This window comes from Brevibacterium sp. NPDC049920 (assembly GCF_040656435.1).
In the GTDB taxonomy this organism is placed as follows: domain Bacteria; phylum Actinomycetota; class Actinomycetes; order Actinomycetales; family Brevibacteriaceae; genus Brevibacterium; species Brevibacterium pityocampae.
The window spans coordinates 1-26,872 of the sequence record NZ_JBFAMF010000018.1; the positions used below are offsets into that span (position 1 = coordinate 1).

At 73.1% G+C, this 26,872-nt stretch carries 24 protein-coding genes and 1 pseudogene; 23 read left to right on the forward strand and 2 right to left on the reverse strand.

Features of this window, described 5'->3' with window-relative positions:
• Nucleotides 1-227: 227 nt before the first annotated feature.
• The 4 genes from AB0I45_RS13315 to AB0I45_RS13330 all read left to right on the forward strand — a co-directional run bounded on the left by AB0I45_RS13315 (nt 228) and on the right by AB0I45_RS13330 (nt 3,282).
• Nucleotides 228-956 carry a Sir2 family NAD-dependent protein deacetylase gene (locus AB0I45_RS13315; protein ID WP_360318769.1) on the forward strand — a complete coding sequence of 243 codons (729 nt, stop codon included), beginning with the start codon at nt 228-230 and terminating at the stop codon, nt 954-956.
• On the forward strand, nt 953-1,963 hold the full coding sequence (locus tag AB0I45_RS13320) for a nitronate monooxygenase (RefSeq protein WP_360318772.1): 1,011 nt from the start codon (nt 953-955) through the stop codon (nt 1,961-1,963). The genes AB0I45_RS13315 and AB0I45_RS13320 overlap by 4 nt, the downstream gene beginning before the upstream one ends.
• A gap of 195 nt (nt 1,964-2,158) precedes the next feature.
• Complete coding sequence (locus AB0I45_RS13325; protein WP_345032446.1) at nt 2,159-2,686, forward strand: SRPBCC domain-containing protein; 528 nt, start codon at nt 2,159-2,161, stop codon at nt 2,684-2,686.
• A gap of 23 nt (nt 2,687-2,709) precedes the next feature.
• Nucleotides 2,710-3,282 carry a WHG domain-containing protein gene (locus AB0I45_RS13330; RefSeq protein WP_360318776.1) on the forward strand — a complete coding sequence of 191 codons (573 nt, stop codon included), beginning with the start codon at nt 2,710-2,712 and terminating at the stop codon, nt 3,280-3,282.
• A gap of 145 nt (nt 3,283-3,427) precedes the next feature.
• Here AB0I45_RS13330 and AB0I45_RS13335 read toward each other — a convergent pair whose 3' ends face one another.
• Both AB0I45_RS13335 and AB0I45_RS13340 read right to left on the reverse strand, forming a co-directional pair.
• Nucleotides 3,428-5,467, reverse strand: coding sequence for a choice-of-anchor I family protein (locus tag AB0I45_RS13335; RefSeq protein WP_360318779.1), 2,040 nt, complete (start codon nt 5,465-5,467; stop codon nt 3,428-3,430).
• Nucleotides 5,468-5,688: 221 nt separating this feature from the next.
• Nucleotides 5,689-6,753 (reverse strand): hypothetical protein, encoded by a 1,065-nt coding sequence (locus tag AB0I45_RS13340; RefSeq protein ID WP_360318782.1) that lies wholly within the window; start codon nt 6,751-6,753, stop codon nt 5,689-5,691.
• Here AB0I45_RS13340 and AB0I45_RS13345 point away from each other — a divergent pair.
• The 19 genes and pseudogenes from AB0I45_RS13345 to AB0I45_RS13435 all read left to right on the forward strand — a co-directional run.
• A complete protein-coding gene (locus AB0I45_RS13345) occupies nt 6,742-8,034 on the forward strand; it encodes a hypothetical protein (protein ID WP_360318785.1) in 1,293 nt (430 codons plus the stop codon). The genes AB0I45_RS13340 and AB0I45_RS13345 overlap by 12 nt on opposite strands.
• A 5-nt stretch (nt 8,035-8,039) precedes the next feature.
• The gene (locus AB0I45_RS13350) at nt 8,040-9,020 is read left to right on the forward strand and encodes an HAD-IIA family hydrolase (RefSeq protein ID WP_360318787.1); all 981 of its coding nucleotides are present in this window, start codon (nt 8,040-8,042) and stop codon (nt 9,018-9,020) included.
• Complete coding sequence (locus AB0I45_RS13355; RefSeq protein WP_360318789.1) at nt 9,013-9,273, forward strand: hypothetical protein; 261 nt, start codon at nt 9,013-9,015, stop codon at nt 9,271-9,273. Before AB0I45_RS13350 ends, AB0I45_RS13355 begins: the two co-directional genes overlap by 8 nt.
• Entirely contained in the window at nt 9,270-10,169 is a 900-nt protein-coding gene (locus AB0I45_RS13360) for a TlyA family RNA methyltransferase (RefSeq protein ID WP_360318792.1), read from the forward strand. The genes AB0I45_RS13355 and AB0I45_RS13360 overlap by 4 nt, the downstream gene beginning before the upstream one ends.
• Entirely contained in the window at nt 10,166-11,092 is a 927-nt protein-coding gene (locus tag AB0I45_RS13365) for an NAD kinase (protein ID WP_247619017.1), read from the forward strand. The genes AB0I45_RS13360 and AB0I45_RS13365 overlap by 4 nt, the downstream gene beginning before the upstream one ends.
• Complete coding sequence (gene recN, locus AB0I45_RS13370; protein WP_360318796.1) at nt 11,089-12,807, forward strand: DNA repair protein RecN; 1,719 nt, start codon at nt 11,089-11,091, stop codon at nt 12,805-12,807. The genes AB0I45_RS13365 and recN overlap by 4 nt, the downstream gene beginning before the upstream one ends.
• Before the next feature lie 7 nt (nt 12,808-12,814).
• Nucleotides 12,815-14,065 carry a putative cytokinetic ring protein SteA gene (steA, locus tag AB0I45_RS13375; protein WP_137320020.1) on the forward strand — a complete coding sequence of 417 codons (1,251 nt, stop codon included), beginning with the start codon at nt 12,815-12,817 and terminating at the stop codon, nt 14,063-14,065.
• The gene (locus AB0I45_RS13380; protein ID WP_360318799.1) at nt 14,062-15,096 is read left to right on the forward strand and encodes a copper transporter; all 1,035 of its coding nucleotides are present in this window, start codon (nt 14,062-14,064) and stop codon (nt 15,094-15,096) included. Before steA ends, AB0I45_RS13380 begins: the two co-directional genes overlap by 4 nt.
• On the forward strand, nt 15,093-15,950 hold the full coding sequence (locus AB0I45_RS13385; RefSeq protein ID WP_360318802.1) for a hypothetical protein: 858 nt from the start codon (nt 15,093-15,095) through the stop codon (nt 15,948-15,950). Before AB0I45_RS13380 ends, AB0I45_RS13385 begins: the two co-directional genes overlap by 4 nt.
• Nucleotides 15,947-17,746, forward strand: a complete 1,800-nt coding sequence (locus AB0I45_RS13390; RefSeq protein WP_360318805.1) for a lipid II flippase MurJ — start codon at nt 15,947-15,949, stop codon at nt 17,744-17,746. The genes AB0I45_RS13385 and AB0I45_RS13390 overlap by 4 nt, the downstream gene beginning before the upstream one ends.
• A 32-nt stretch (nt 17,747-17,778) precedes the next feature.
• On the forward strand, nt 17,779-18,963 hold the full coding sequence (locus AB0I45_RS13395) for a glycosyltransferase family 4 protein (protein ID WP_360318808.1): 1,185 nt from the start codon (nt 17,779-17,781) through the stop codon (nt 18,961-18,963).
• A 35-nt stretch (nt 18,964-18,998) separates the two neighbouring features.
• Complete coding sequence (locus AB0I45_RS13400) at nt 18,999-20,192, forward strand: group 1 glycosyl transferase (protein WP_360318811.1); 1,194 nt, start codon at nt 18,999-19,001, stop codon at nt 20,190-20,192.
• A gap of 41 nt (nt 20,193-20,233) precedes the next feature.
• Nucleotides 20,234-21,901, forward strand: a complete 1,668-nt coding sequence (locus AB0I45_RS13405; RefSeq protein WP_295689514.1) for a CTP synthase — start codon at nt 20,234-20,236, stop codon at nt 21,899-21,901.
• A gap of 4 nt (nt 21,902-21,905) precedes the next feature.
• The gene (locus AB0I45_RS13410) at nt 21,906-22,550 is read left to right on the forward strand and encodes an NUDIX hydrolase (protein ID WP_360318815.1); all 645 of its coding nucleotides are present in this window, start codon (nt 21,906-21,908) and stop codon (nt 22,548-22,550) included.
• Between the two features lie 19 nt (nt 22,551-22,569).
• Nucleotides 22,570-23,562, forward strand: a complete 993-nt coding sequence (xerD, locus tag AB0I45_RS13415; RefSeq protein ID WP_137320015.1) for a site-specific tyrosine recombinase XerD — start codon at nt 22,570-22,572, stop codon at nt 23,560-23,562.
• 39 nt (nt 23,563-23,601) lie between these two features.
• Complete coding sequence (locus AB0I45_RS13420) at nt 23,602-24,486, forward strand: ParA family protein (protein WP_247619008.1); 885 nt, start codon at nt 23,602-23,604, stop codon at nt 24,484-24,486.
• A gap of 65 nt (nt 24,487-24,551) precedes the next feature.
• Complete coding sequence (locus tag AB0I45_RS13425) at nt 24,552-25,319, forward strand: segregation/condensation protein A (RefSeq protein ID WP_360318823.1); 768 nt, start codon at nt 24,552-24,554, stop codon at nt 25,317-25,319.
• Nucleotides 25,312-25,965, forward strand: a complete 654-nt coding sequence (gene scpB, locus AB0I45_RS13430) for an SMC-Scp complex subunit ScpB (RefSeq protein ID WP_360318820.1) — start codon at nt 25,312-25,314, stop codon at nt 25,963-25,965. Before AB0I45_RS13425 ends, scpB begins: the two co-directional genes overlap by 8 nt.
• Nucleotides 25,966-26,022: 57 nt before the next feature.
• Nucleotides 26,023-26,550 (forward strand): annotated as a pseudogene (locus tag AB0I45_RS13435) (AbiV family abortive infection protein); the annotation flags it as partial.
• Nucleotides 26,551-26,872: the final 322 nt, after the last annotated feature.

A 26,872-nucleotide genomic window follows, 5' to 3' on the forward strand; every position in this document is an offset into this window, starting at 1 on the left:
GGGGCCTTCGCCCATTCACCACCAAGCACACCCCGGTCGGGGTGTGCCTTCGCGCATTCACCCACGAAGCACCACCCACCGATAGGAGACCCCGGGCTCGGGGGCCTTGCCTCAGGTGCACCCACGCCCGGGTGTGCCTTTTCTCATTCAATGGGGCCTTCGGGCGCGGCCCGCATCCTGCGCTGCACGCCTGGGCAGCGACCCCGGACTCGGGCGACAATGGATGCATGAGCACTCAACCGTCGATCACGTTCCTCACCGGCGCCGGGATCAGCACCGGAGCCGGCATTCCCGACTTCCGCGGGCCCCAGGGAGTGTGGACCAGGGACCCCGAGGCCGAGAAGACCTCCACTCTCTCCTGGTACCTGCGCGACCCGGAGATCCGGAAGCGCGCCTGGCAGCTGCGTGCCGCCTCGGCCGTCTGGGACGTCGAACCCACCCCGGCACACCGTGCGATCGCCGAGCTCGAGGGTTCCGGGCAGATCTCCGGCATCATCACGCAGAACATCGACGGCCTCCATCAGGCCGCCGGCTCGAGCCCCGAACTCGTCCACGAGGTCCACGGCAACGTGCGCCGGTGGCGCTGTGAGTACTGCCGGGCGGCCGGTCCGATGGCAGAGATGATCGATCGGGTCCGTGCGGGGGAGGAGGATCCGCCGTGCCCGATGTGCGGCGGCATCATCCGCGCCACGACGATCCTGTTCGAGGAGATGCTCGACGCAGACGTCATCGACGCCGCCACCTCCGCCGCGGAATCCTGCGACATCATGATCGCCGTCGGCACCAGCCTGTTCGTGCAACCGGTCGCTTCTCTGTTCCCGCTCGCACTCGAATTCGGCGCCGCCGGAGTCATCGTCAACGCGGAGCCGACCCCGTTCGACTCCGCCGCCGACGAAGTCATCCGCGGCGACATCCAGGACGCACTCCCCGCCTACCTCGAAGGACTCCGCTCATGACATTCCGCCTCACCGACCTCACCCACCCGATCATCCAGGCGCCGATGGCCGGCGGACCCTCGACCCCGGCGCTCGTCGCCGCGGTGAGCCGCGCCGGCGGACTCGGTTCGCTCGCCGCCGGCTACCGCACCGCAGCGGACATGGTCGACGAGATCGCGGCCGTCCGCCGCCTCACCGACCGCCCCTTCGCGATGAACGTCTTCGTGCCGGAGGTGCACCCGTCTGCCCCGGGCGACCTCGACGCCTACGCCCGCGCGCTCCGCCCTTTCGCCGCAGAGCTCGGAGTCCCGGCCCCCGAGGTCCGACCCGCCGGCGACGACGAGTACGGCGCGAAGCTCGAGGAGCTCCTCGCCGACCCCGTCCCCGTCGTGTCCTTCACCTTCGGACTCCCCACCGCGGAGCACGTCCACGCGCTGCAGGAGGCCGGGAGTGCGGTCGTGCTCAACGCGACGACCGTCGCCGAGGCGCAGGCCGCCCTCGCGCTCGACCCCGACGCTCTCGTGCTCCAGGGCCCGCTGGCCGGTGGGCACCGCGCCCAGCACGACCAGCGGGCCGAACCCTCCGAGCTGCCCCTCGAGGCACTCCTCGACGCCGTGCGCGGTCTGACGTCCGTGCCGCTCATCGCCGCCGGAGGACTCGCGACGCGCGCTGACGTGGCTCGCGTGCTCGAGGCCGGCGCGCATGCGGCGCAGGCGGGCACCGCGTTCCTCCTCGCCGAGGAGGCCGGCACCAGACCGCTCCACCGGCAGGCGCTCGAAGCTGGGCGCTCCACCGAGACCGTCGTCACCCGGGTGTTCTCCGGCCGCCCGGCCCGCGGACTGCGCAACGCCTTCATCGAGCGGATGACCCCGCACTCCGTTATCGGCTACCCCGAGGTCCACTTCCTCACCAGCCCACTCCGGGCGGCGGCAACCGACCCCGACGGCATCAACGCCTGGGCGGGGACGGGATACGCGCACTGCAGGCGCGCCTCGGCCGCGGAGATCCTCGCCGACCTCGCTCCCTGAACCCGCGCGCCGCCCCCTCTTCCCATCCGATCGGGGAGGCGATGAACCGCGCGGGCGGGCCGCGACCGTGCGGAGAACGGCGGATCCAGTGTCGGAAACCTGCTGGAATCGAGTGCTCACAGGTATTGCTAACAGTGTTAGCCACGCGCTAGGGTAACAGTGTTAGCTGTATTCGCATCCAGCCCAGCGGACATCATGAATCCCGGACAGATCATCACCGTCATCGTCGCCACCATCGTCTGCATCGTCGCCGGGTCGTTCGTTCACGGGGCCCTGCGCCCCGTACGCGTCACCGCGACCACGGACCTCGCGGCATCTCCGGCAGAGGTGTGGGCCGTGCTCGCCGACACCTCTGCCTACCACGAGTGGAACCCTTCGATCATCGAGAGCAGCGGCACCGTCGCGGAGGGGGAGCGCCTCGACAACACCGTGGTGTTCGGTGACGGCACCATGCGCTTCACGCCGCGCGTCCTCGTCGCCGATCCCGGCCGCGAGCTCACGTGGCGCGGCAGCACGGCGGTCCCCGGGCTCGCCGAAGGCACCCACTCCTTCGTCCTCTCACCGCTCCCCGACGGCGGCACCCGTCTGACGCAGGAGGAGACCTTCGTCGGCGCCCTCGTGCCGTGGACCACCGGCATGCTCAGGGCGATGGAGCCGGAGTTCGTCGCGGTCAACACCGCGATCGGCGAACGTGCCGCGCAGCTGCAGCAGTCCCGGCCGTGACCATGGATCCAGAGGAGGCCACCATGTCGGACGCTCCGGCCCCGTCCTCCGATCCGCCGGTCATTCCGGAGCGGACCGCGCGCGTCGATGCGATCGTCGCCCGCGCCCGGGTCCTCGTCGAGGACGCCGGGTGGGAGGCGCTGTCGACGCGCATCCTCGCCGACGACCTCGGGATCCGCGCGCCCTCGCTCTACAAGCATCTCTCCGGCAAGGAGGAGCTGCGCACCCTCCTCCTCACCGACGCCTTCATCGAGATCGGCACGCGCTGCTGGGAGGCGGTGCGCAGCGCCGCCGTGGAAGGCGAGGAGTCGGCGGTCGGTGCCCTGCTCACCGAGTACCGGAGCAGTGCGAGCGGCTCCGCCGAGCTCTACCGACTCGCCACCACCGGTCCGCTCGACCGCTCAGCACTCCCGCCCGGGCTCGAGGAGTGGGCGGGCACACCATTCTTCGAGGCCACGGGGGACCCGGTGCGGGCGCAGGCGCTGTGGGCGGCGGCCCACGGGCTCGCGATCCTCGAGGTCGACGGCCGGTTCCCGCCCGGCAGCGACCTCGACGCCGCCTGGCAGGCCCTCGCCCACGCCTTCGACGCCGGCTGACTGCAGGACCTCACCCGACTGCGCGGTATCCCGAACCGAGCGCACAATTGCGCGCTCAGTTTCGGATACCGCGCAGTTCGCTGGAGGCGGTGCGCTCCTCGCCCCGTGCCCCGCTCTCAGGAACCTTCGGAAATCGAGGTCTGGGTCAGGAACGGGCGCGGCGGGAGAGCCAGACGGCTGCGGCGCCGACGGCTGCGAGGAGAGCGCCGATCCCGGCGAGGATCGCCGCGTCCGTGCCGGTGCGCGGCAGCGGTCCGCCGCCTGCCCGATCGTCGGAGTCGTCATCGGAACCGCTCTCGGGGCCCGGCGCCGGGGCCTGCGTGCTCGTCGGCGTCGCAGTCGGCTCCGCGCCGTCCGTCGGGGAACCGGTCGGGGCCGGGCCATCCGTCGGAGTGGGTCCGGTGCTCGGCCCCTCGGTCCCGGGTGCGCTCGGGTCGTCGCCGGGCCGATCCTCGGCGAGGTCGCTCTTCACGTGGTAGAAGGTCGTCGTGCCCGTCACCTCGTTGCCGATGACGAGCATGCCGGCCACGCCCTCGGCGGGGGTCTCCATCTGGGCGGCCGGGACGAAGACGATGCTCTCCGGTCCGGAATCGCCGGCCGCGTCGAGGTCGGCACCGAGGTCTTCCACCCCGAAGTTCCGGTTGTTGAAGTAGGTGACGAACTCCGCATCGTCCGGCCGGGTGATGTCGTAGACCATGACCCCGCCCACCCGCTCGAGACCGATGAATGCGAAGGTCTTCTCACCGATGGACCCGACCTCGATCGCCTCGGGCTCGGGGCCCTTGTCGTCGGAGCGGTCGTCGAAGCCCGATTCGGCGTTGTCGGAGTTGAAGGAGTCCGGAACGGCCTCCGCGGTGAGCTTCTCGAACTCGTCCCGGGAGTCGAACACCACGGCACCGTCGGTGTCGAGGATCGAGAACGAGCGGCCGCCGAAGCCGTGGATCTGCTCGTAGCACGAGCCGTCGGCGCTGAGCCCGTTCGCGGTGGTCGCCTTGAGCCGTCCGAGGTTCTCGTCGCGCTGGAGCTCCTCGATGCCCATCCCGGCCTCCGCCGCGACGGACTCGCACAGCGGGGCGATGCCGTCCGTGCCGTAATCCTTGACCCGGATCTCCTCGGAGTAGCCGTCCCAGTCGCGGGAATCGCCCTCGTTCGCGGTGAGCAGGTAGTCGCTGCCGCCGATCGCCACCGACTTGAGCGTGTCGGGCATCATGAACGTCTGCACCGGCCAGGTGCCGAACCCGATCCCACCGTCCCGATCGGAGACATCGGTGTCGACCGCGGAGAGGTCCTGGGTGCTGAGTGGGAGGAGACGCTCGACCGAGGCCGAGGCGAGGTCGACGACCGCGAGTGCGTTCGCCTCCTGCAGAGAGACGTAGGCGCGCTCACCGATCACCGTCGCGTACTCGGGCTCGAGGTTCTCTGCCACCGGGAAGTCCGGGGTGCCGGTGCCGGCATCCTCGCGGCCGCCGAAGACCCGCACGCCGTCGAGCAGGGCATCGCCCTCGAACGCGCGGAACCCGGCGAGCCGCACATCGTCCTGCTCCGGGGCCGCGACGGAATCCGGCAGGGCAATGACGCCGACCGAGCCCTCCGGGTCGACGGAGTAGTCGTCCGCCGGCTCGCCCTCGTTCGCCACCACGGCGAAGTCCCCGGCGGGGGAGAAGGTGATCGAATCGGGCAGGGCGCCGGTGCGCACCGCGCCGAGCGCCGCCGGCTTCGCACCGGAGAGGTCGAAGAAGGAGATCCACCCGGCCTCGGTCTTCGTCGGGTGCTCGACGGCGATCGCCGCGAGGCCGTCCTCGCGGACCGCCACCGAGTTCGCCACGCCGCCGGCCGGCACCGTCGAACCGTCGGCGGCGGCGATGCCGGCCGAATCGAGCTCGAACAGCTGCTGGGGATCGGCCGGGTCGCTCGAATCGAGGACGTTCACGGTGCCGGCCGCGGCGTTGACGACGAGAGTCTGCTGCTGGGCGGCGTAGTGGACGACGATCTCCGCGGCGCTCTCCTCGAACAGTCCGGTGCGGTGCACGCCGACCGGATCGAGGGTGAGTGCGGGATCCGCCGCCGAGTGCTCGATCGCGCCGGCGGCCCGAGCGGTTGCGGCATGGGCCGTCACGGCCGGGGCGAGGGCGGTGATGCCGACGAGAGCGGTGGTGAGCAGTCCGGAGACGAGAGCGCGGGGCATGGAGGCCTTTCGGTGGGTCGGTGCGGCCGGCGGCGGTGCGCGGGCCCGCCTCCGTGCCGGAGGCGACTCGTCCGAGATTAGGAAGGAGAGGCGGGTGTGAGGCGAGCGTCACGTGGACGGCTGGTGAATTCTCCGGCTGTCCGAGCACGGGTCTAGAATGGGGGTCGACAATCCCACCCCATATCCGCATAGGGAGAACCGTGCCGCATCCTGACGACAGCTCATACCGTTCCGAGCGCCGAGGCGCCGACGGGGACAAGGGAGGTCGCGGGGATCATCGAGGACGCGACTTCCGGCGGGACGACCAGGGCGGCGACCGCCGGGGCCGAGGCACGGGAGCGCACGGCGGCCGGGACGAGCAGCGCTCGCGCGGGGACGATCGCGCGCCGGGCCGTCCGCGCGGTGGCGACCGCGGCCGGGACTTCCGCAGCGACGACCGCGGGCAGCGCGGCGGCGACCGCCGGAACGACCGCTCCCGGGATTTCCGCAAGGACGAACGGGGCGATTCCCGAGGCGGCTACCGCCGTGACGACCGCGACGACCGGCGTCCCCGCCGCGACGGCGAGGGGAGGGACTTCCGCCGCGATGACCGCCACCGCGATGACCGCCACCGTGACGACCGTCGCCGCGAGGATCGCGGCCGTGATTTCCGGCGTGATGACCGTGGTGATCGGCGTCCGCGCCGGGACGGCGACTCCCGTGACTTCCGCGGTGGCGATCGCCGGGACTTCCGTCGCGATGACCGCCGGGGCGGAGGCCAGGACGGCCGATCCGGTGGCTACCGCCGTGATGACCGCGGTGATCAGCGTCCCCGCCGGGACGGCGAGGGCAGGGACTTCCGCCGCGATGACCGCCACCGTGACGACCGTCGTCGAGAGGATCGCGGCCGTGACTTCCGCCGTGATGACCGTGGTGATCGGCGTCCGCACCGGGACGGCGACTCCCGTGACGCCCGCGGCGGGGGCCACCGGCACGACCGTCAGGACGACCGCAGGGGTGATCGCCGGGAGGGCGGACCCCGCGGCTACCGGCGCGACGACCGCCGTGATGACCGCGGCGACCAGCGCGGCGGATCCCAGCGCGGCGGACCGCGCCGTGACGACCGGCGTGATGATCGCCGTGACGACCGGCGTCCCCGCCGGGACGCCGAGCGTGACTTCCCGCGCCGCGAACGCATCCCGGAGCCCGCGCTGCCCGAGAACATCACCGGCCGCGAGCTCGCCGGCCCCGTCAGGTCCCAGCTGCGACCGCTCGAGAAGGACAACGCCGAGTCGGTGTCGAAGCACCTCGTCGCCGCCGGCCGGCTCCTCGACGTGGACCCCGAGGCCGCCTACCAGCACGCGAAGTTCGCGCTCAACCGAGCCGGCCGGATCGGTGCGGTCCGCGAGGCGATGGGACTCGTCGCCTACCAGCTCGAGAAGTACGACGAAGCCGTGCGCGAGCTGCGCACCCACCGCCGGATCACGGGCTCGACGGACAACCTCGCACTCCTCGCCGACGCCGAGCGCGGCCGCGGCAAGCCGGACAAGGCCCTCGAGCTCGTCGACGAGGTGGACCCGACCACGGTGCCGCCGGAGCTCTACACCGAGCTCATGATCGTCGCCGCCGGGGCCCACACCGACAAGGGACACGTCCGGGCGGCCCGTGCGCTGCTCGAGAAGCAGAGCTTCACCGGCAACGCCTCCGGAGCGACGGTGCGGCTCATGTCCGCCTACGCCGACATCCTGCGGATCGACGGCGACCCCGAGACCGCCGACAAGTACGAGGAGCTCGCCCGCCGCACCGCGAAGGCGACGAACACGTTCTTCGGCGACGAGGAGCCCGACCCGAACGCCGACGTCGAGATCTTCACCATCGAGGAGATCGAGGACGAGCCCCTGGTCGCCGACACCGCTGAGAGCACCGACGCCGCTGTGGACTCCGGGACCGCTGCGGATTCCGACACCGGCGCCGGTGCCGGCACCGCACAGATCACGGACCCGGACACCGAACCCGGCGCTGCCGCGGACACAGCCGAGTCCGCCACCGCGGCGACCGAGGACATCCCGGCGACCGGTGCCGCGCCATCGGCCCAGCCGACTGCGGAGGCCGTCGATCCCGAGCCCCCGAGCGCTGAGTTCGACCCGGACTCCGCACCGCGCAGCTTCCAGGAGGAGATCGAGGCCGAGGTCGACGAGATCCTCGCCGAGGCCGGATTCGACGACGACGCGGCACCCGCCGGGACGGAGCCGATTCCCTCCGACAGCGAGGCCGAGGCGCTCGCCGAGGGCTCCGCACCGCACGAGACCGCGCCCGAGGCGCCTTCCGAGGCACCTGCCGAGGTCGCCGACGAAGCCGCCGCGGGCTCCGCCGACACCGGCACCGACACCACCGCCGAAGCCGACAGCGAGAACGACACCGACGCCACCACCTCCGCCGAAACCGGCAGCGAGAAGGACACTGACACCGTCACCTCCGCCGACACCGGCAGCGAGAAGGACACCGACGGTGAGACAGACACCGACGAGGACCGTCGCCGCCGCACCGACGACGACGAAGAGATGACCGCGCCGCTGTTCGATCTCTGATGCCGATGGATCCCCGCACCCCGTCCTTCGACTCCGTGCTCCTCGACCTCGACGGCGTCGTGTACGCCGGACCGCACGCGGTCCCCGGCGCGGTCGAGGCGCTCACCGAGCTCGAATCCCGCGGCATCCCGTTCGGCTACGTCACCAACAACGCGTCCCGGGCGGCCGCGGACATCGCCGATCACCTCCTCGAGCTCGGCCTGCCCGCCCGGCCCGCGATCGTCACCACCTCGGCCGGGGTCGCCGCCCGGGCGATGGAATCCGAGCTCGGTGCCGGTACCCGGGTGCTCGTCATCGGCAGCACCGCGCTCGCCGACCTCGTCCGCGAAGCCGGCTTCACCGTGGTCGAGTCCGCCGACGACGAGCCCGACGCCCTCGTCCAGGGCTTCTTCCGCGACATCACCTGGCACGACATCGCCGAGGCCTGCGTCGCCGTGGCCGCCGGCGTCGACTGGTGGGCGACGAACCGCGACCTCACGATGCCGACCGAGCGCGGACTGCTGCCCGGCAACGGCGCCTTCGTCCGCATCGTCGCCGACACCACCGGGCGCGAACCCCGCGTCACCGGCAAGCCGGCTGCGCTCATGCTGCAGACGGCCGCCGCGACGATCGGCGGCACCCACCCGATCATGGTCGGCGACCGGCTCGACACCGACATCGCCGGCGGGCGGGCGGCCGGATACACCTCCGCACTCGTCCTCACCGGGATCCACGACATCCACGACGCGCTCACCGCACCCGCCGAGCACCGCCCCGACCGCATCATCGCCACCCTCGGTGATCTCCTCGCGCCCGCCCCCGCAGCGACGGTCGAGGCGCACACCGCACGCTGCGGGGACGCCGTCGTCACCCTGTCCGGCGGAGTGTTGAGCTCGACCGGCCCGGCGCTCGACGCGGCGGCCGCCGCCCTCGCACTGCTCGCCGAGCAGCCGGCGGACACCGCATGGGAGATCGACCCCGCATTCCCGCGGAGGGCCGATGGCTGACGATCCCCGCCCCGCTGTGTCGGAGTCCGCCCGCCCCGCTGCAGCGGAGTCCGCCCGCCCCGCTGTGTCGGATTCCCCCCGCCCCGCTGTGTCGGATTCCCCCCGCCCCACCCCGGCGAGCGTCGCCGGTCGGCGTGACACCGCGGCCTGGGAAGCCGAGCTCGCCCGTCTCCGCGCGCTTAAGCCGGCCGAGTCCCTCGCCGCGGCCGAGGCGCTGCTCAGCGACCTCGACGAGGGGCTGCGTTCCCTGTGAGCAGCCGCCCGCCCGGCGCGGATCCCGGCCCGCCCCGGCCGGATCCCGGCCGGTCGGATGCGGAAACCGGCAGTCCGGCCCGCCTCGACCGCGCGCTCGTCGCCCGCGGCCTCGTCCGCTCCCGCACCCGCGCCGCCCGGGAGATCGCCGCCGGCCGCGTGTTCGTCGACGACCGGGCGGTGACCCGAGCAGCCCACCCCACGCACCCGGGATCCCGCCTCGAGGTCCGTGCCGCGGACCCCTGGGTCGCCCGGAGCGCCCACAAGCTCCTCGGCGCACTCACCGACCTCGACTGCGAGGACGCCCCGCGCGCGGCGGTGTGCCTCGACGCCGGGGCCTCGACCGGCGGTTTCACCCAGGTGCTGCTCGACCGCGGGGCCCGGCGCGTCCACGCCGTCGACGTCGGCCACGCGCAGCTCGACCCCGCACTCCGCTCCGACCCCCGCGTGCACTCCCTCGAGGGCCACAACCTCCGTGAGCTCGAGCCGTCCTGGCTCGCCCCCGACACCGCCGTCGACCTCGTCGTCGCCGACGTGTCCTTCATCTCCCTCACCCTCCTCCTCGACCGACTGCTCGCCGTCGCCCGCCCCGGCGGTCTGCTCCTCCTCATGGTCAAGCCCCAGTTCGAGCTCAGCCGCGCCGCGCTCGACAAGCACGGGGTCGCCCATTGCGCGGACGACCGCGCAGCCGCCGTCGTCCGGGTTTTCGACGCGGTGACCCGTCTGGGCGGCGCGGTGCTCGGCTGGGCGCCCTCCCGCCTGCCCGGCCCCACCGGCAACCGGGAGTACTTCGTGTGTGTTCGCGCGCCCCTGTCGGTAGGATCGTCCTCAGTGCCGCCGGAGCCCCAGGTCACGGCGGCCGACATCAGCCGCCGGATCAGCGAGGAGGACACATGAGCCGCACCATCGTCGTCGTCCTCCACCCGCACCGCGTTGACGCCCGGTCCGCCGCCCTCGAGGTGTGCCGGACGCTCGACAGCGACGGCATCCGCCCGGTCATGCTCGAGACCGAGTACCGCGCGCTCGTCGCCTACACCGGGGTGCCCGACACGGAGATCCAGGTCGTCCCCGACGCCGAGCTCGACTGCCTCGCCGAAGGTTGCGAGCTCGTCATGGTGCTCGGCGGCGACGGCACCATCCTCAAGGCCGCCGAACGCTTCCACCGCTCCGGCGTGCCGATCATGGGGGTCAACCTCGGCCACGTCGGGTTCCTCGCCGAGAGCGAGCGGGAGGACCTCGCCGAGGCCGTCCACCGCGCCTCGGCCCGCGACTACATCGTCGAGGAGCGGATGGCCCTCGACATCACCGTCTACGACCGCGACGCCGTCATCCACCGCACCTGGGCGCTCAACGAGGCCACGATCGAGAAGAGCGAGGACTGCCGGATGATCGACCTCGTGCTCGGGGTCGACTCGCGCCCGGTGTCGAGCTTCGGCTGCGACGGCGTCATCCTCGCCACCCCCACCGGCTCCACCGCCTACGGCTTCTCCGCCGGCGGCCCCATCGTGTGGCCCGACGTCGAAGCCCTCCTCATGGTGCCGATCAGTGCCCACGCCCTCTTCGCCAAGCCGCTCGTCGTCTCACCGGCGGCGCGCCTCGGCGTCGAGTTCCTGCCCTCGGCCCCCGGCGTGGGTGCCGTGCTGTGGTGCGACGGCCGACGTGAGATCGACGTCCCGCCCGGCGCCCGCATCGAAGCCGCCCGCGCCCGCACCCCGGTCGCGCTCGCCCGTCTCAACACGAGTCCCTTCACCGACCGCCTGGTGGCGAAGTTCCACCTGCCCGTCACCGGCTGGAGGGGACCGGTGAGGAACCCGCAGTGATCGTCGCGCTCCAGCTGGAGAACCTCGGCGTCATCCCCGCCGCCCGCCTCGAGCTGTCCCCGGGGCTCACCGTCGTCTCCGGTGAGACCGGGGCCGGCAAGACGATGTTCGTCACCGCGCTCGACCTGCTCACCGGCGCCCGCGCGGAGTCCCACGTCGTGCGCGCCGGGGCCGAGCGCGCAGTCGTCGAGGGCGTGTTCGACCTCAGCGGCGCCGACCCATCGGTCGCCGAGCGGATCGTCGAGGCCGGGGGAGAGGCCGAGGACGAGGCGATCATCGCCCGCATCATCCCGCGTGCCGGCCGGGCCCGGGCCACCGCCGGCGGGCGCACCGTGCCGCTCGGCGTCCTCAAGGACGCCGGCCACGGACTGGTGAGCATGCACGGCCAGTCCGAGCAGATGACCCTGCGGCAGGCCGCCACCCAGCGCGAGCTCCTCGACACCGCCGGGGGAGAGCCGGTGGCCCGGGCGCTCGCGGACTACCGGGAGGCCTACACCCGCTGGCGCACGCTCACCGCCGAGCACGAGCGCCTCCACGCCACCGCGGCCGAGCGCGCCGAGAGGATCGCCTACCTCACCGCGAGCCTCGAGACGATCGATCGGATCCGCCCGCAGGCCGGGGAGGACGTCGAGCTCACCGCGCTCGCCGCCCGCCTGGGCGCGGCGGAGGACCTCAAGTCCGCGGTGTCCGGCGCCCACGACCTGCTGGTCGGCAGCGACTGGGAGGAGACCGCGAACGCCGCCGACCTCATCAACCGCGCCGCCGCCGAGGTGTCCCGCGCCGCCGCGACGGACGACACCCTGAGCCCGCTCGCCGCCGCCGTCACCGACGCCGCCCTCCGCCTCGCCGACACCGCCGCCGAGCTCTCCGGCTACCTCCAGGAGTTCGACGACCTCGGTGCGATGTCGCTCGAGGACGCCGAGGCCCGCCGCGCCGAGCTCGGCTCGCTCGCCGCGTTCGGCCCCGACGTCGAGTCCGTCCTGGCGTTCGAGCAGCGCGCCGGGGCCGAGCTCCTCGAGCTGCAGAACTCCGAGAGCTCGCTCGGCGACATGGATGCCCGCGTCGAGGCCGCCGCCGCGGCGGTCGAGGCCGCCGGGGACACGCTGCGCACCGCGCGCGAGCACGCCGCAGCGGAGTTCGCCGCCGCCGTCGGCGCCGAGCTCGCCGCCCTGTCGATGCCGCGCGCCCGGCTGAGCTTCGAGATCGCCCCGGCCGCCCCGCACGCGCTCGGCGCCGACACCGTGCGGATGCTCTTCACCGCCCACGATGCCGTCGCCCCCGGCGACATCGGCAAGCTCGCCTCCGGCGGCGAGCTGTCCCGGGTGATGCTCGCGATCGAGGTCGTCAAGGCCGGGCACAGCGCATTCCCCACCTTCGTGTTCGACGAGGTCGACGCCGGGGTGGGCGGCCGCGCCGCGATCGAGATCGGCCGCCGCCTGGCGATCCTCGCCCAGCACTCGCAGGTCATCGTCGTCACCCACCTCGCGCAGGTCGCCGCCTGGGCCGACCAGCACCTGACGATCGTCAAGGACGACGGCGCCGACGGCGCGGTGTCCGGGGTCCGCTCGCTCGATCGTGAGGGACGCCTCACTGAGCTCGCCCGCATGCTCGGGGGGATGGCCGATTCCGAGAACGCCCTCGCCCACGCCGCCGAGCTGCTCGACACCTCGACCGCGGAGAAAGCCGGGTTCGCCGAGGACGGCGTGACAGAATGAGGGCACCATGAGACTGCGCAAGGGCCGAGAGACCATTCCCACCGACACCCTCGTCGGACCGGCCGTCGTGCGCGCAGACCCGCGCACCAAGGACCTCACCAAGCGCCTCCAGGCCGGGGAGATCGCTGTCATCGGCCACGCCGACATCGACCGGGTGTCCGCCGAGGCGCTCGTCGCCTGCCGGCCCGCCGCCGTCGTCAACGCCGCCCGCTCGATCTCCGGGCGGTACCCGAACATCGGGCCCCGGATCATCGTCGAGGCCGGCATCCCGCTCGTCGACGGGGTCGGCGAGGAGGTGCTCGCCGCGGTCGCCGAGGGCGAGGAGCTCACCCTCCACGACGGCGAGCTGCTCCGCGGTGAGGAGGTCGTCGCCGCCGGCCAGGTGCAGACGCTCAGCCGCATCGAGACCTCCATGCGGGAGGCCGAGGCGGGGATGAACACCGTGCTCGTCGACTTCGTCGAGAACACCATCGAATACATCCGCAAGGACTCGGACCTGCTCGACGAGGAGATCGTCGTCCCGCACGTCCGCACCGACTTCACCGACCGGCAGGCCCTCATCGTGGTGCGCGGCTACCACTACAAGGAGGATCTCGCGATGCTCCGGCCCTACATCCGCGAGTACCGCCCGGTGCTCATCGGGGTGGACGGCGGGGCCGACGCGATCCTCGAGGCCGGTCACACCCCGGACATGATCGTCGGCGACATGGACTCGGTGTCCGACGCCGCCCTGACCTCCGGCGCGGAGCTCGTCGTCCACGCCTACCGCGACGGCCGCGCGCCCGGCGTCGAACGGCTCCAGGAGCTCGATCTCGAGTGCGTGCTCTTCCCGGCCTCCGGCACGAGCGAGGACATCGCGATGCTCCTCGCCGACGACAAGGGCGCCCCGCTCATCGTCGCCGTCGGCACCCACGACACCGTCATCGAGTTCCTCGACAAGGGCCGCCGCGGCATGGCCTCGACGTTCCTCACCCGCCTCCGCGTGGGCTCGAAGCTCGTCGACGCGAAGGGCGTGTCGCTGCTCTACCGGCAGCGGATCTCCAACACCCAGCTGTGGGTGCTCGCCCTCGCCGGCCTGCTCGCGGTGTTCGTCGCGCTCTCCGCGACCGCCGCCGGGCAGACGGTGTTCGGGCTCATCGCCGCCCAGTTCGACGGCATCGCACGCTGGTTCCAGAGCCTGTTCGGACTGGGCTCGGCGACCGCGGACGTCGCGGCCGCCGGCCTCGCCCCCCTCATCCCAGGAAGACTCCCGCTGTGATCGATTTCCGCTACCACCTCGTCTCGCTGATCTCGGTGTTCCTCGCGCTCGCGGTGGGCATCGTGCTCGGTGCCGGGCCCCTCAAGGAGCCGATCGGCGATTCCCTGCAGAGCCAGGTGGACGCACTGCGCACCGACCGGGACAACCTCCGCTCCGAGCTCGACGCGGAGCGTGCCTCCGCCGAGGAGCTCGACCAGTTCGTCGTCGCCTCCGCCCCGGAGCTGCTTGCCGACTCCCTCACCGACGCCGAGGTCGCGCTCGTCGGCTCCCCGGGGGCGGATGCCGACGCGCTCACCGCGCTCGACGAGCGGCTCACCGAGGCCGGCGCCGAGGTCGTCATGCAGGTGTCGCTCGCCGAGACCGCGCTCGACCCCGAGGGGGCCGGGGACCTCATCGAGACGCTGCGCGGCATCGACCCGAGCCTGCCGGACGGCGCGGCCGAGGCGCTCACCACCGCCCTGGCCCGTGCGCTCACCGCCGGTGCCGGGACGGCGGGCGGCAACGGCGAGGAACCCGCGGACGCGGCGCAGCCCGGATCCGGCACCGCGCCGCGCGGCGCGGAGCCCACCGCGGCGCCCGAGGACGCCGGGCCCACCGTCTACACCGCCGACCAGGCCGCCCAGGTCGTCACCGCGTTCTCCGACGACGGTCGGCTCACCGGCTCGGACTACGCCGCCGCGACCGCCGTGATGTTCGTCGCCCCGCCGGCCGCGGAGACCTCCGCGGAGGCCGAGGCGACCGAGTCGACCGCCCCACCGCAGTCCGAACCGGATTCCACCGGCGCGACATTCGCCACCGCGCTCGCCTCCGGTGCACCCACCGTGGTCACCGGCACCCGCGCGTCGGCCGAGCGCGGCCTGCTCTCCGCACTGCGCTCCGACGACTCCGGCATCACCACCGCCGACGGCCTCGAGGTCACGGCCGGCCCCGTCATCGCCGCGCTCGCCCTCGAACAGGCGATCGCCGGCAACCCGGGCGCCTTCGGCTTCGCCGACAACGCGCAGTCCGTCGTGCCGAGGGCCGAGCAGTGATCCGCAGCCTCGTCCTCGCCGGAGTCGGCGCGGCCGCCGGGTTCGGCGTCGCCCGTGCGCTCACCGCCGCCCGCCCGCTGCTCGACCGAGCCGGTCGCCTCGACCGCCCCAACCACTCCGGGGCGAGCGTGTCCCTCATCGAGGGGCCTGCCGTCGCCGCCGGGCTCGCCGTCGCAGCGCTCGCCCTGCCGCGACCCGCCCACCGGTTCGCCGCCGTCACCGCGACCGCCGCGGCCGGCGTGCTCGGCGGGATCGACGACCTCATGGAGACCGGGTCCGCGAAGGGCCTGCGCGGCCACCTCAGCGCGCTCGCCCGCGGCGAGGTCACCACCGGCGGGCTCAAGGTCCTCGGCATCCCCGCCGCATCCCTGCTGGCCGCCGCGGTCGTCCGGGAGCCCCGCCCGCTCGCGGGTTCTGCGGTGCTCGGCCGCTGCGTGGACACCGTGCTCGCCGGCGGCGTCATCGCCGGCAGCGCGAACCTCGTCAACCTCCTCGACCTGCGACCCGGCCGCGCCCTCAAGGCTGCGGGACTCGTCACCGTCCTGGGGCCGCTGCACGGGCCGGCCGCGGTGCTCTCCGGCGGCGTGCTCGGCACCGCGGCGGCAGTGTGGGGCGAGGACCTCGCCGGACGCACGATGCTCGGCGACACCGGCGCCAACGCGCTCGGTGCCGCACTCGGCACCCGCACCGCCCTGCAGGGCTCCCGCGGGGAGCTCCTCGGCGTCCTCTCCCTGCTCGTCGCGCTCACCCTCGCGAGCGAGAAGGTCTCGTTCACCCGCGTCATCGAGGCCACCCCGGTCCTGCGCGAGCTCGACGCCTGGGGCCGGACGCCGGCCGCCCCCGCCGCTCCGTGACCTCCCGCTGGGTCCGGCTCCTCGCGAACGCCGCGCTCGCGGTCTCCGTCATCACCCTGCTCTCGCGCTTCGTCGGGTTCGCCCGCTGGCTCGTGTTCTCCCCGACGGTCGGCGCCGGCGCGGTGGGCACCGCCTACCAGACCGCCAACCAGGTGCCGAACATCCTCTACGAGGTCGTCGCCGGCGGCGCACTCGCCGGCGCGGTCGTGCCGCTGCTCGCCGCGCCGCTCGCCCGGGCGGACCCGCGCGCCGTGTCCCGCATCGCCTCGGCGCTGCTGACCTGGGCGATCACGCTCACCCTGCCGCTGGCCGTGCTCGTCGCGGTGTTCCACCGGCAGCTCGTCGGCGTGTTCGTCGAGGCGGAGTCCGACACCGGCCGGTTCGCCGGCCACTTCCTCCTCATGTTCGCCCCGCAGCTCGTGCTCTACGCGATCGGCGCGGTCCTCACCGGGGTGCTCCAGGCCCACCGGCGCTTCCTCTGGCCGGCCTTCATGCCGCTGCTCTCCAGCCTCGTCGTCATCGCCACCTACCTGGCCTACGGCGCGGTCGCCGGCGGGCCGGAGACCGCGGAGCCGAGTGCGCTCGCGCTGCTCGGCTGGGGCACCACCGCCGGGGTCGCGATGCTCGCCCTGCCGCTCGCCCTGCCGACCGCCCGCACCGGGGTGCGGCTGCGCCCCAGCTGGAGGTTCCCCGCCGGTGTCGCGAGCCGTGCAGCACGCCTCGCGACGGCCGGGATGACCGCCCTGCTCGCCCAGCAGGTGTCCGTGCTCATCACCCTCGTCGTGTCGAACACCGTCGGCGGCACCGGCGTGTTCGTCGTCTTCAGCTACATCCAGGCGGTGTACCTGCTGCCCTATGCGGTGCTCGCGGTGCCGATCGCCACCGTCGTGTTCCCCACCCTCAGCCGGCAGGTGGCCGAGGCCTCCGCGGAGGTCGCCGCGACGGTGGCGACGACCACCGGGATGATCATCCGCGTCGGCTTCGCCGGCTCGGTCGTCCTCGTCGCCGCCGCCGCACCGCTCGCCGCGTTCTTCTCCTCCTTCGACGCCGCCGCCCGCAACCCGGACGTGCCCTTCGGCACGATGGCCGCCGGGATCACGCTCATCGCGCTCGCCGTGCCCGGCTGGTGCATGGTCGCCTGGGCCTCGCGCGTGTTCTACTCCCTCGAGCACTCCCGGTACGCCGCGATCGGCACCACCACCGGCTGGCTCCTCGTCGCGGGCACCGTGGCGCTCGGCGGGCTGGTCCTGCCCGGGCTCGTCGCCGGCGGGATCACGCTGCCGGGCCTCGCCGGCTCCCGCGCCGCAGCCGGCCCGGCCGGTGCCCGGGGAGCGCTGAGCGTGAGCGAGGCGACCCTCCTCCTCGTCTGCGCGGGCCACGCACTCGGCATGATCGTCGCCGGTGTCCTCCTCGTCGTCCTGCTGCGCCGGGCGGCCGGGCCGGAAGCGGTGCGCGGCACCGTGGGCGGCACGCTGCGCACGCTCGTCCTCGCCGCGGCCGCCGCGGTCGGCGCCGCGTGGACCTCCCACCTCCTGCTCGCCGCGTTCGCCGGTCTGCCGCCCACCGTGGGAGCCGTGCTCGCCGGGGTCCTCGCCGCACTCGTCGGGCTCGCCGTCATGGGCGCCGGCCTGCTCGCGGTCGACCGCGGGCTGCTGCGTGCCGGGCTGCGTCTGGCGGCCGGCCGGGGCGAAGACCGGCCCGGCGGTGCGGCGGGCTCCGCGCGCCCGCACCCCGCCGATGCGGACCGTCCCGGGTCGGACCCGGCCGGGTCGGATTCCGCTCCCCGGATCGAATAGGCTGGAGACCGACGTCGACGAGGGGAGCGGTGGTGGCACGACACGGTGAGGCCCGCGCGCACAGCGCTGCCGGTGCAGCGGATGGAGGACCCCTGCGGATCCTGCTCGTGCTGGCCACCTCGACCGGCGGCGTCGGCACCCACGTCGCCGCCCTCGCCCGCGAGTACGCCGCGGCCGGGCACGCCGTCGGCGTCATCGGCCCCGCCGCCACCGAATCCCACTTCGGATTCACCGACCATCCCGGCGTCCGCTTCGCTCCGCTCGAGCTCGGCACCTCGGTGGGTCCGCGCGACACCGCCGCGCTCGGCCGCCTGTCCCGCCTCGTCACCGCCTTCCGCGCCGACATCGTCCACGCCCACGGCTTCCGCGCCGGCCTCGTCACGCTCGCCGCGCTCGGCCGGATCCGCCGCCGCGAGCGCCCCGTGTCGGTCGTCACCTGGCACAACCAGGCCGCCGGCACCGGCGCCCGGGGCCTGGCGGAGAAGGCCGTGGAGCGCTACGTCGCCCGCCGCGCCGACCTCACCGTCGGGGCGAGCGAGGACCTCGTGCTGCGCGCCCGCGCCTGCGGGGCGCAGACGGCCGTGTTCGCTCCCGTCGCCGCCCCGGACGCCGCCTTCACCGAGGACGTCAACATCGCGCTCCTGCGCTCGCAGAAGATCCGTGAGCTCGGCCTGCCGCGCGGCTCCGTGCTCGTGCTCGCCGTCGGCCGCATCGCCCCGCAGAAGAACTACCGACTGCTCCTCGACGCGTTCTCCCGGATCACCGCCGAGCACCCGGAGGCGCACCTGCTCATCGCCGGCAGCGCCGACGCCCACGAGCTCGCCGCCCTCGAGCAGACGGTCGCCGAGCAGCGGCTGCCGGTGCGCTTCCTCGGGCAGCGCTCCGACATCGCCGCCCTCAACCAGGCCGCCGACGTCTTCGTCCTCACGAGCGGCTGGGAGGCACGCGCCCTCGTCGTCCAAGAGGCGATGATGGCCGGCCGCGCGATCGTCGCCACCGCCGTCGGCGGCGTGCCCGGGCTGCTCGGCGACGCCGGCCTCCTCGTCCCGCCCGGGGACCCCGAGGCGCTCGCCGCCGCCCTCGGCACCCTGCTCGCCGATCCCGCGGAGCGGTCCCGGCTGGGCCGGCGCGCCGCGCTCGCCGCCGTCGACCTGCCGCGCGAGCCCGAGGTCGCCACCACCCTCCTCCACCACTACCGCGCCGTCCTCGGACGGTAGGCTGAACCGCAGACCCGACGACCGTGAGGATGACGATGAGCCCGACCGCGATGACCTCTGCCGACACGACCCCGGTGACCCCGGAGGAGTCGGCCGACCCCGCAGGCGTCCCCGCGCTGCCCGCCGACCTCCGCATCCTCCACGTGCTCACCGGCACCGACGGCGTCGTCGAGGAGGTCGCCGCACTCGCCGTGGCCCGGCACCTGCAGGCCGGCTACAAGGTCGCCGTCGCCTCCGACCGGCGCACCTTCTCAGCCCTCGACCTGCCCGTCGACGACCCGCGGCTCGTCCATCTCGACATCGACGTCAAGACCGGCCCCCGCCCCGGCGATCCGGGCCGCGCCTATGCGCTCCACCGCTACTACCGGCACATCGACGTCGTCCACGTCCACGGCCTCCATGCCTCCGCGATCGCCGGCCTCGCGATGACCGGCCTGCCGGAGTCCCTGCGCCCGGCCCTCGTCGCGACCGTCGGCCGCTTCCAGCCGCGCAGCCCCTTCGCCGCCGCCGATGCCCGGGTCGTGGCACGCACCGCCGCCGTCGTGCTCGGCACCACCGAGCCCGTCGTCGAGCACTTCGCCGAGGACGTGCCCGTGGTGTCCCGCGCCCGGCTGCTGAGCCCGGACGTCCGCACCGTCTACGAGCCCGTCCGCAGCCGTGCGCAGATCCGTGAGGCGCTCGGCGTGCGCGCCGGCACCTTCCTCGTCGCCGTGCCGCTCGAGCTCGTCGACCACCCGGCACTCACCACCGCGCTCGAGGCGGCCGTCCGGCTGAGCGAGCACCGCCCCGACCGCCGCTGGGCGACCGTCTTCACCGGCGCCGGCCGGCTCCGCAGCGTCATCGCGAGCGAGTTCGTGCCCCGCCGCGAGGACATCATCCTCGCCGACGTCGTCGCCACCGTCGACGTCGTGGCCGGCTCCGACATCGTCGTCGCCGGCGACCGGATGTCCGCGATCGGTCCCGAGGGCGTCATGCAGCTCGCCCGCCCGGCCATCCACCTCGGTGCCCCGCGGGGTGCTCGCGCCTGGGGCGACTCCGCCGTGCACGTCGACACCGACGACACCGACGGCCTGCTCGCCGCGATCGCCCACCTGTCCGACAGCCCGGCCGCCCGCGGCGCCTCCGCGATCGCCGCCAAGCGGCGGGTCATCGACATCAGCGGCCACGGCTACCTCGCCGGCGAGCTGCTCGACGTCTACGCCGCCGACGCGCTCCCGAACCGGCGCTGACCCCCACCCGCCCCTCCCAGCTGATAGGATCGAGTTCCGTGGTGAATCGATTGAGCACAAGCGGACAGCACGGCACCCGTCACATCTTCGTGACCGGCGGTGTCGCCTCATCTCTCGGCAAGGGGCTCACGGCCTCCTCCCTCGGGCATCTCCTCGCACAGCGCGGCCTCGCGGTCGCCATGCAGAAGCTCGACCCCTACCTCAACGTCGACCCGGGGACCATGAACCCCTTCCAGCACGGTGAGGTGTTCGTCACCGAGGACGGCGCGGAGACCGACCTCGACATCGGCCACTACGAGCGCTTCCTCGACACCGAGCTCGACGCGAGCGCGAACGTCACCACCGGCCAGGTGTACTCCAACGTCATCGCCAAGGAGCGCCGCGGCGCCTACCTCGGCGACACCGTGCAGGTCATCCCGCACATCACCGACGAGATCAAGACCCGGATGCGGGCGCAGGCCGAGCGCACCGACGGCGAGGCCCCCGACGTCATCATCACCGAGATCGGCGGCACGGTCGGCGACATCGAGTCCCAGCCGTTCCTCGAGGCCGCCCGCCAGATCCGCCACGACATCGGCCGCGAGAACGTGTTCTTCATCCACGTCTCGCTCGTGCCCTACCTGGGCCCCTCCGGCGAGCTCAAGACGAAGCCCACCCAGCACTCCGTGGCCGCGCTGCGCTCGATCGGCATCCAGCCCGACGCGATCGTGCTGCGCTCCGACCGCCCGCTGCCGGACTCGATCCGCAACAAGATCGCCTCCTCCTGCGACGTCGACTTCGAGGCCGTCGTGTCCTGCGTCGACGCCCCGAGCATCTACGACATCCCGCGCGTCCTCCACGACGGCGGGCTCGACGTCTACGTCATCCGCCGCCTCGACCTCGGCTTCCGCGACGTCGACTGGGACACCTGGGACCGGCTCCTCGAGCGCGTCCACCGGCCCAAGCACACCGTGGAGATCGGCCTCGTCGGCAAGTACATCGACCTGCCCGACGCCTACCTGTCGGTGACCGAGGCCTTGCGCCACGGCGGGTTCGCCAACGACGCGAAGGTCAACATCCACTGGATCGCCTCCGACGACTGCGAGACCCCCGCCGGGGCGGCCGAGCACCTCGGCGGCCTCGACGCGATCTGCGTGCCCGGCGGGTTCGGGATCCGCGGCATCGAGGGCAAGCTCGGCGCCCTGACCTACGCCCGCACCGAGGGGATCCCCCTGCTCGGCCTGTGCCTGGGCCTGCAGTGCATGGTCATCGAGTACGCGCGCAGCGTCACCGGCATCGCCGAGGCATCCTCGAGCGAATTCGACCCGGGCACCCCGGAGCCCGTCGTCGCGACGATGGCCGAGCAGCTCGACTTCGTCGAGGGCGAGGGCGACCTCGGCGGCACCATGCGCCTGGGCACCTATCACGCCAAGCTCCTGCCCGGCAGCGTCGTCGCCGAGACCTACGGCGCCGAGGAGATCTCCGAGCGCCACCGGCACCGCTACGAGGTCAACAACGCGTATCGGGAGCAGCTCGAGGCGAGCGGGCTCGTGGTGTCCGGCACCTCGCCCAACGGCCAGCTTGTCGAGTTCGTCGAGCTCCCCGCCGACGTCCACCCGTTCTACGTCTCCACGCAGGCGCACCCGGAGTTCAAGTCGCGGCCCACCGACCCGCACCCGCTGTTCGCCGGGCTCGTGCGCGCCGCGCTCGACCGCCAGCGGGACCTCTGAGCCGATGGCAGACGCCGAGCTCCGCGACGCATTCGGCGCTCCGGAGATCCTCAGCAGCGAGGTCGCGTACTCCGGCCTCGTGTGGGACGTCGTCCGCGAGACCTTCCGGCTCCCGGAGTCCGAGGAGCCGCTGACCCGCGACTTCGTCGCCCACCCCGGAGCCGTCGCGGTCGTCGCGCTCGACGCCGACGACCGGATCATGCTCATCCAGCAGTACCGCCACCCGATCCGCGCCCGCGACTGGGAGATCCCCGCCGGCCTGCTCGACGTGTCCGGCGAACCGCCGCACCTCACCGCCGCCCGCGAGCTCGCCGAGGAGGTCGACCTCGCGGCCACCGACTGGCACCTGCTCGCCGACCAGCTGTCCTCCCCGGGCGGCATCAGCGAGACGCTGCGGATCTACCTCGCCCGCGGCCTGTCCGCGACGGCCGAGGAGTTCGACCGCTCCGGCGAGGAGAGCGGGATCGTGCCCCGCTGGGTGCCGCTGAGCGAGGCGAAGGCCGCCGTCGTCGAGGGCCGCATCACCAACGCGACCGCCGTTATCGGAATCCTCCAGGCCGACCTCGCCCGGGAGCGCGGCTTCACCGGGCTCCGGCCCGCGGACTCGCCGTGGCCGGCGCGCGCCGTGCACTCCCGGGAGCCGTCCTGAGCGGACCCGGGGACCGCTGATGGCGCGCCGCGGGGCGGAGCTCCTGCCCGAGGCCGTCCCCGGCCTGCGCGGACCGGCCGCCGATTACCTCGCCCACCTCGAGCTCGAGCGCGGGCTCAGCCGCAACACGCTCGACGCCTACGCCCGCGACCTCGGCCGCTACCTCACCTGGCTCACCGCGCAGGACGCGCGCGACTACACCGCGGTCACCCCGGAGGACCTGCGGACCTTCGTCGCCGGGCTCGCCGACACCGGGCTCGCGGTGCGCAGCCGCTCCCGCATCACCGTCGCGGTGCGCCGCCTCCACGCCTTCCTCCACGCCGAGGGCCTCACCGGCACCGACCCCGGCGTCGACGTCCGCCCGCCTTCGGCCACCGAGCGGCTCCCCAAGGCGCTGAGCATCGCCGAGGTCGAATCCCTCCTCGCCACCGTCGTCGGGGACTCCGCCGCGGAGCTGCGCTCGCGTGCCCTGCTCGAGCTCCTCTACGCCACCGGGGCCCGGATCAGCGAGACCGTGGGCCTCGACATCGACGACCTCGACCTCGAGCACCGGATCGTGCGGCTCTACGGCAAGGGGAGCAAGGAGCGGCTCGTGCCGCTCGGCGCGCACGCCGCGCGGGCGCTGGACGCCTGGCTGGTGCGCGGTCGGCCGCAGATGAGCGCCGCCCGGGCCGCCGGCTCCGAGGGCGCGGCCCGGGGGAGGAGCGGGGACCCCGAGCGGCGGCAGCGCGCCGGGGCGGTGTTCCTCAACCAGCGCGGCGGCCGGCTGTCCCGGCAGTCGGCATGGCAGACCATCCGCACCGCCGCCGAGCGGGCCGGGCTCGCCGCCCACGCCTCCCCGCACACCTTCCGCCACTCCTTCGCGACCCACCTCCTCGAGGGCGGCGCGGACATCCGCGTCGTGCAGGAGCTCCTCGGCCACTCCTCGGTGACGACGACGCAGATCTACACCCGCGTGACCTCGGAGACCCTGCGCGAGGTGTATGCCACCTCCCACCCGCGGGCGCGATAGGGTGGACAGCAGCCGATCACGAGAAAGGTGACCATCCGCGTGGCCGATTCGCAGCAGAGACTCGACATCCCCGGGGCCGAGGACCGCCTCGGTCCCACCGGTCGTCCGACCCGGGAGTTCCCCGAACCCGCACCGCTGAGCGCGCACGGGCCGGCCCGGATCATCGCGATGGTCAACCAGAAGGGCGGGGTCGGCAAGACCACCTCCTCGATCAACCTCGGGGCGGCGCTCGCCGCCTACGGCCGCCGCGTGCTGCTCGTCGACTTCGACCCGCAGGGCGCCCTGTCGGTGGGCCTCGGCGTCAACCCCTACGACCTCGAGCTCAGCATCTACAACGTGCTCATGAGCTCCCGGGTCGACCCGCACGACGTCATCGTGGGCTCCAACGTCGAGGGCATCGACATCCTCCCGGCGAACATCGACCTGTCCGCCGCGGAGGTGCAGCTCGTCAACGAGGTCGCCCGCGAGCAGGTGCTCGCCCGGGCGCTCGCGAAGGTCGCCGGCGAGTACGACGTCATCCTCATCGACTGCCAGCCCTCGCTCGGCCTCCTCACCGTCAACGCGCTGACCGCCGCACACGGCGTCATCATCCCGCTCGAGACTCAGTTCTTCGCCCTGCGCGGCGTCGCGCTCCTCGTCGAGACGATCGAGAAGGTGCAGGACCGGCTCAACCCCGGCCTCGAGATCGACGGCATCCTCGCCACGATGTTCGACGGCCGCACGCTGCATGCGCAGGAGGTCATCGCCCGCGTCGTCGAGGCTTTCGGCGACAAGGTGTTCGACACCGTGATCAACCGGACCGTGAAGTTCCCCGACGCCTCCGTCGCCGCCGAGCCGATCACCTCCTTCGCCCCCTCGCACACCGGGGCGGAGGCCTACCGCCGCCTGGCGCGCGAGCTCATCGCCCGCGGAGGCGCCCCCTGAGCACCGGCGGATTCGTCGTCGAGCTGGACAACTTCTCCGGCCCGTTCGACCTCCTGCTCGGCCTCATCGGCAAGCGCAAGCTCGACATCACCGAGGTCGCCCTGTCCGAGGTGACCGACGAGTTCCTCGCCTACGTCTCCGAGTTCAAGGGCCGGACCGGGCTCGAGGAGCTCTCGAGCTTCCTCCTCGTCGCCGCCACCCTGCTCGACCTCAAGACCGCCCGTCTGCTGCCGAGCGGGGAGGTCGAGGACGAGCTCGACCTCGAGCTCCTCGAGGCCCGTGACCTCCTCTTCGCCCGGCTCCTCCAGTACCGCGCATTCAAGGGCGTGTCCGCGGAGTTCGCGGAGCAGATGGCGACCGCCGCGACCCGCACGGCCCGCTCGGTGCCGCTCGAGCCGGAGTTCGCGAACATCCTGCCGCCGCTGCAGATGACCGCCACCCCGCACGTGCTCGCCGCGCTCTTCGCCACCGTCCTCCAGCGCGACCGCACGCCCCCGACGGTGTCGATCGACCACCTCCATCTGCCGCAGGTCAGCGTGCCGGAGCAGCGCTCGCTCATCCTCGCCCGCCTGCAGCCCGGCGTCACGCTCGACTTCGCGGAGCTCGTCGCCGATGCCGGGGACACCCTCGTCATCGTCGCCCGCTTCCTCGCGCTCCTCGAACTGTTCAAGGCCGGGCTGTGCGCCTTCGACCAGCCCGAACCGCTCGGCGCCCTGCGGATCAGCGGGGTGGAGCCGGAGGCGGGAGCCGCGGACGGCGGGGGTGACACCGCGGGCGGGGCCGGGACGGCTGTGCTCACCGACACCGACGAATGGGAGACCGCAGATGACTGACACCGGATCCGAAGCCGACTTCGTGGGCGAGGGGACTGCGGTCGAGGGTGCCGGGACGGCACCCGGAGCGGGGACACCGGCCGGGGAGGCCGCGGTCGATGCGGCGCTGCTCACCGCGCTCGAGGCCGTCCTCATGGTCGTCGACGAGCCGCTCGAACCGGTGCAGATCGCCGAGGCGCTCGGCACCACCCCGGACGAGGCGCTCGCCGCGCTCACCGAGCTCGCCGCCGACTACGACGGCCACCGCGGGGCCCGCCGCCGCGGCTTCGAGCTGCGCCGCGCCGCCGGCGGCTGGCGCATCTACTCCCGGGCGGACCACCACGGCACGGTCGCGGACTTCATCACCGCCGGCCAGTCCGCGAAGCTCTCCCAGGCCGCCCTCGAGACCCTCGCCGTCATCGCCTACCGGCAGCCGGTGACCCGCGCCCGGATCTCCGCGATCCGCGGGGTCAACGTCGACGGCGTCGTGCGCACCCTGCTCATGCGCGGACTCATCGTCGAATCCGGGGCGGATGCCACCTCGGGCGCGGTGCAGTTCGTCACCTCGCGGGTGTTCCTCGAGTCGATGGGCCTCGAGAGCCTCGACGAGCTGCCCGACATCGCCCCCTACCTGCCCGCCGGGGACGACGTCCCGACGGTCGACTAGCTGTACTGACCGGAGACGTTGATCGAGGATCGGCCGGTGACGCGAGATACTCGCTGCATGGGCGAGCCGCAGGTTGAAGAGGTCAGCGCAGACTTCGCGCGCCGATGGTGGAAGTCCCTGATGGTGAACGCGGTGGCGCTTGTGGAGGATGCCCACGCTCTGGCGGACCGGGGCAGTGCCGGCCGGGCTCAGGCGCTCCTGGTGCTCGCGATGGAGGAAGTGGCGAAGGCACGCTGGCTTTACGAGGCCGCCGAGTGGGAGTGGAGTGCACCTTTGAGCCTCTACGGGGTGCAGCCTCACGAACCTGGCCTGGTTCGGGTTCCGGACGGCCTACGCACCACCCGCGCACCACATGCAGAAAAGCTGCAGGTGGCGGAGCAGTTTGCGTCAGGTCTGGGTGGCTTCTGGGACCCAGACCGTCGGATCGAGTACTACCAGTTGCCGGACTTGGAGACGTTCCATGGGTTGGCGCGGCAGCGGAACCTCGACAAGCAGGCTGGCTTCTATGTCGACCGTGCAGCCGACCGGATCTCCTCGCCGCTGGACATACCCGCCGGGGGGATCGTGGAGCAGATTCGTCGAGCGGCCAAGGTAGTTCAGATGCATCTGATCCAGGACCACACCCGCCAACAAGACGCCTCCGTTCCTAGCCGGATCGACTCGGCGGAGGATCTCCACTGGACGATCCTTCCCTACTCGGACCCCGAGTGCTTCACCGAGGAGCCGCCCGGCGTGGGCGTCGAAGCCACCGAAGAGTAGCCAGCCGCTCTGAGTTTGGTGAGTGGCGGCTGGTTACCGCACGCGGTATGCGGTGTCCCGCGTCAAGTAGTTGGCAGGATTTCCTTGGTTTTGAATGTCGGGGTGGTGGGGTCGGCCAGGCCCCGGGTGCACCTCCTTGGGCCGGTTC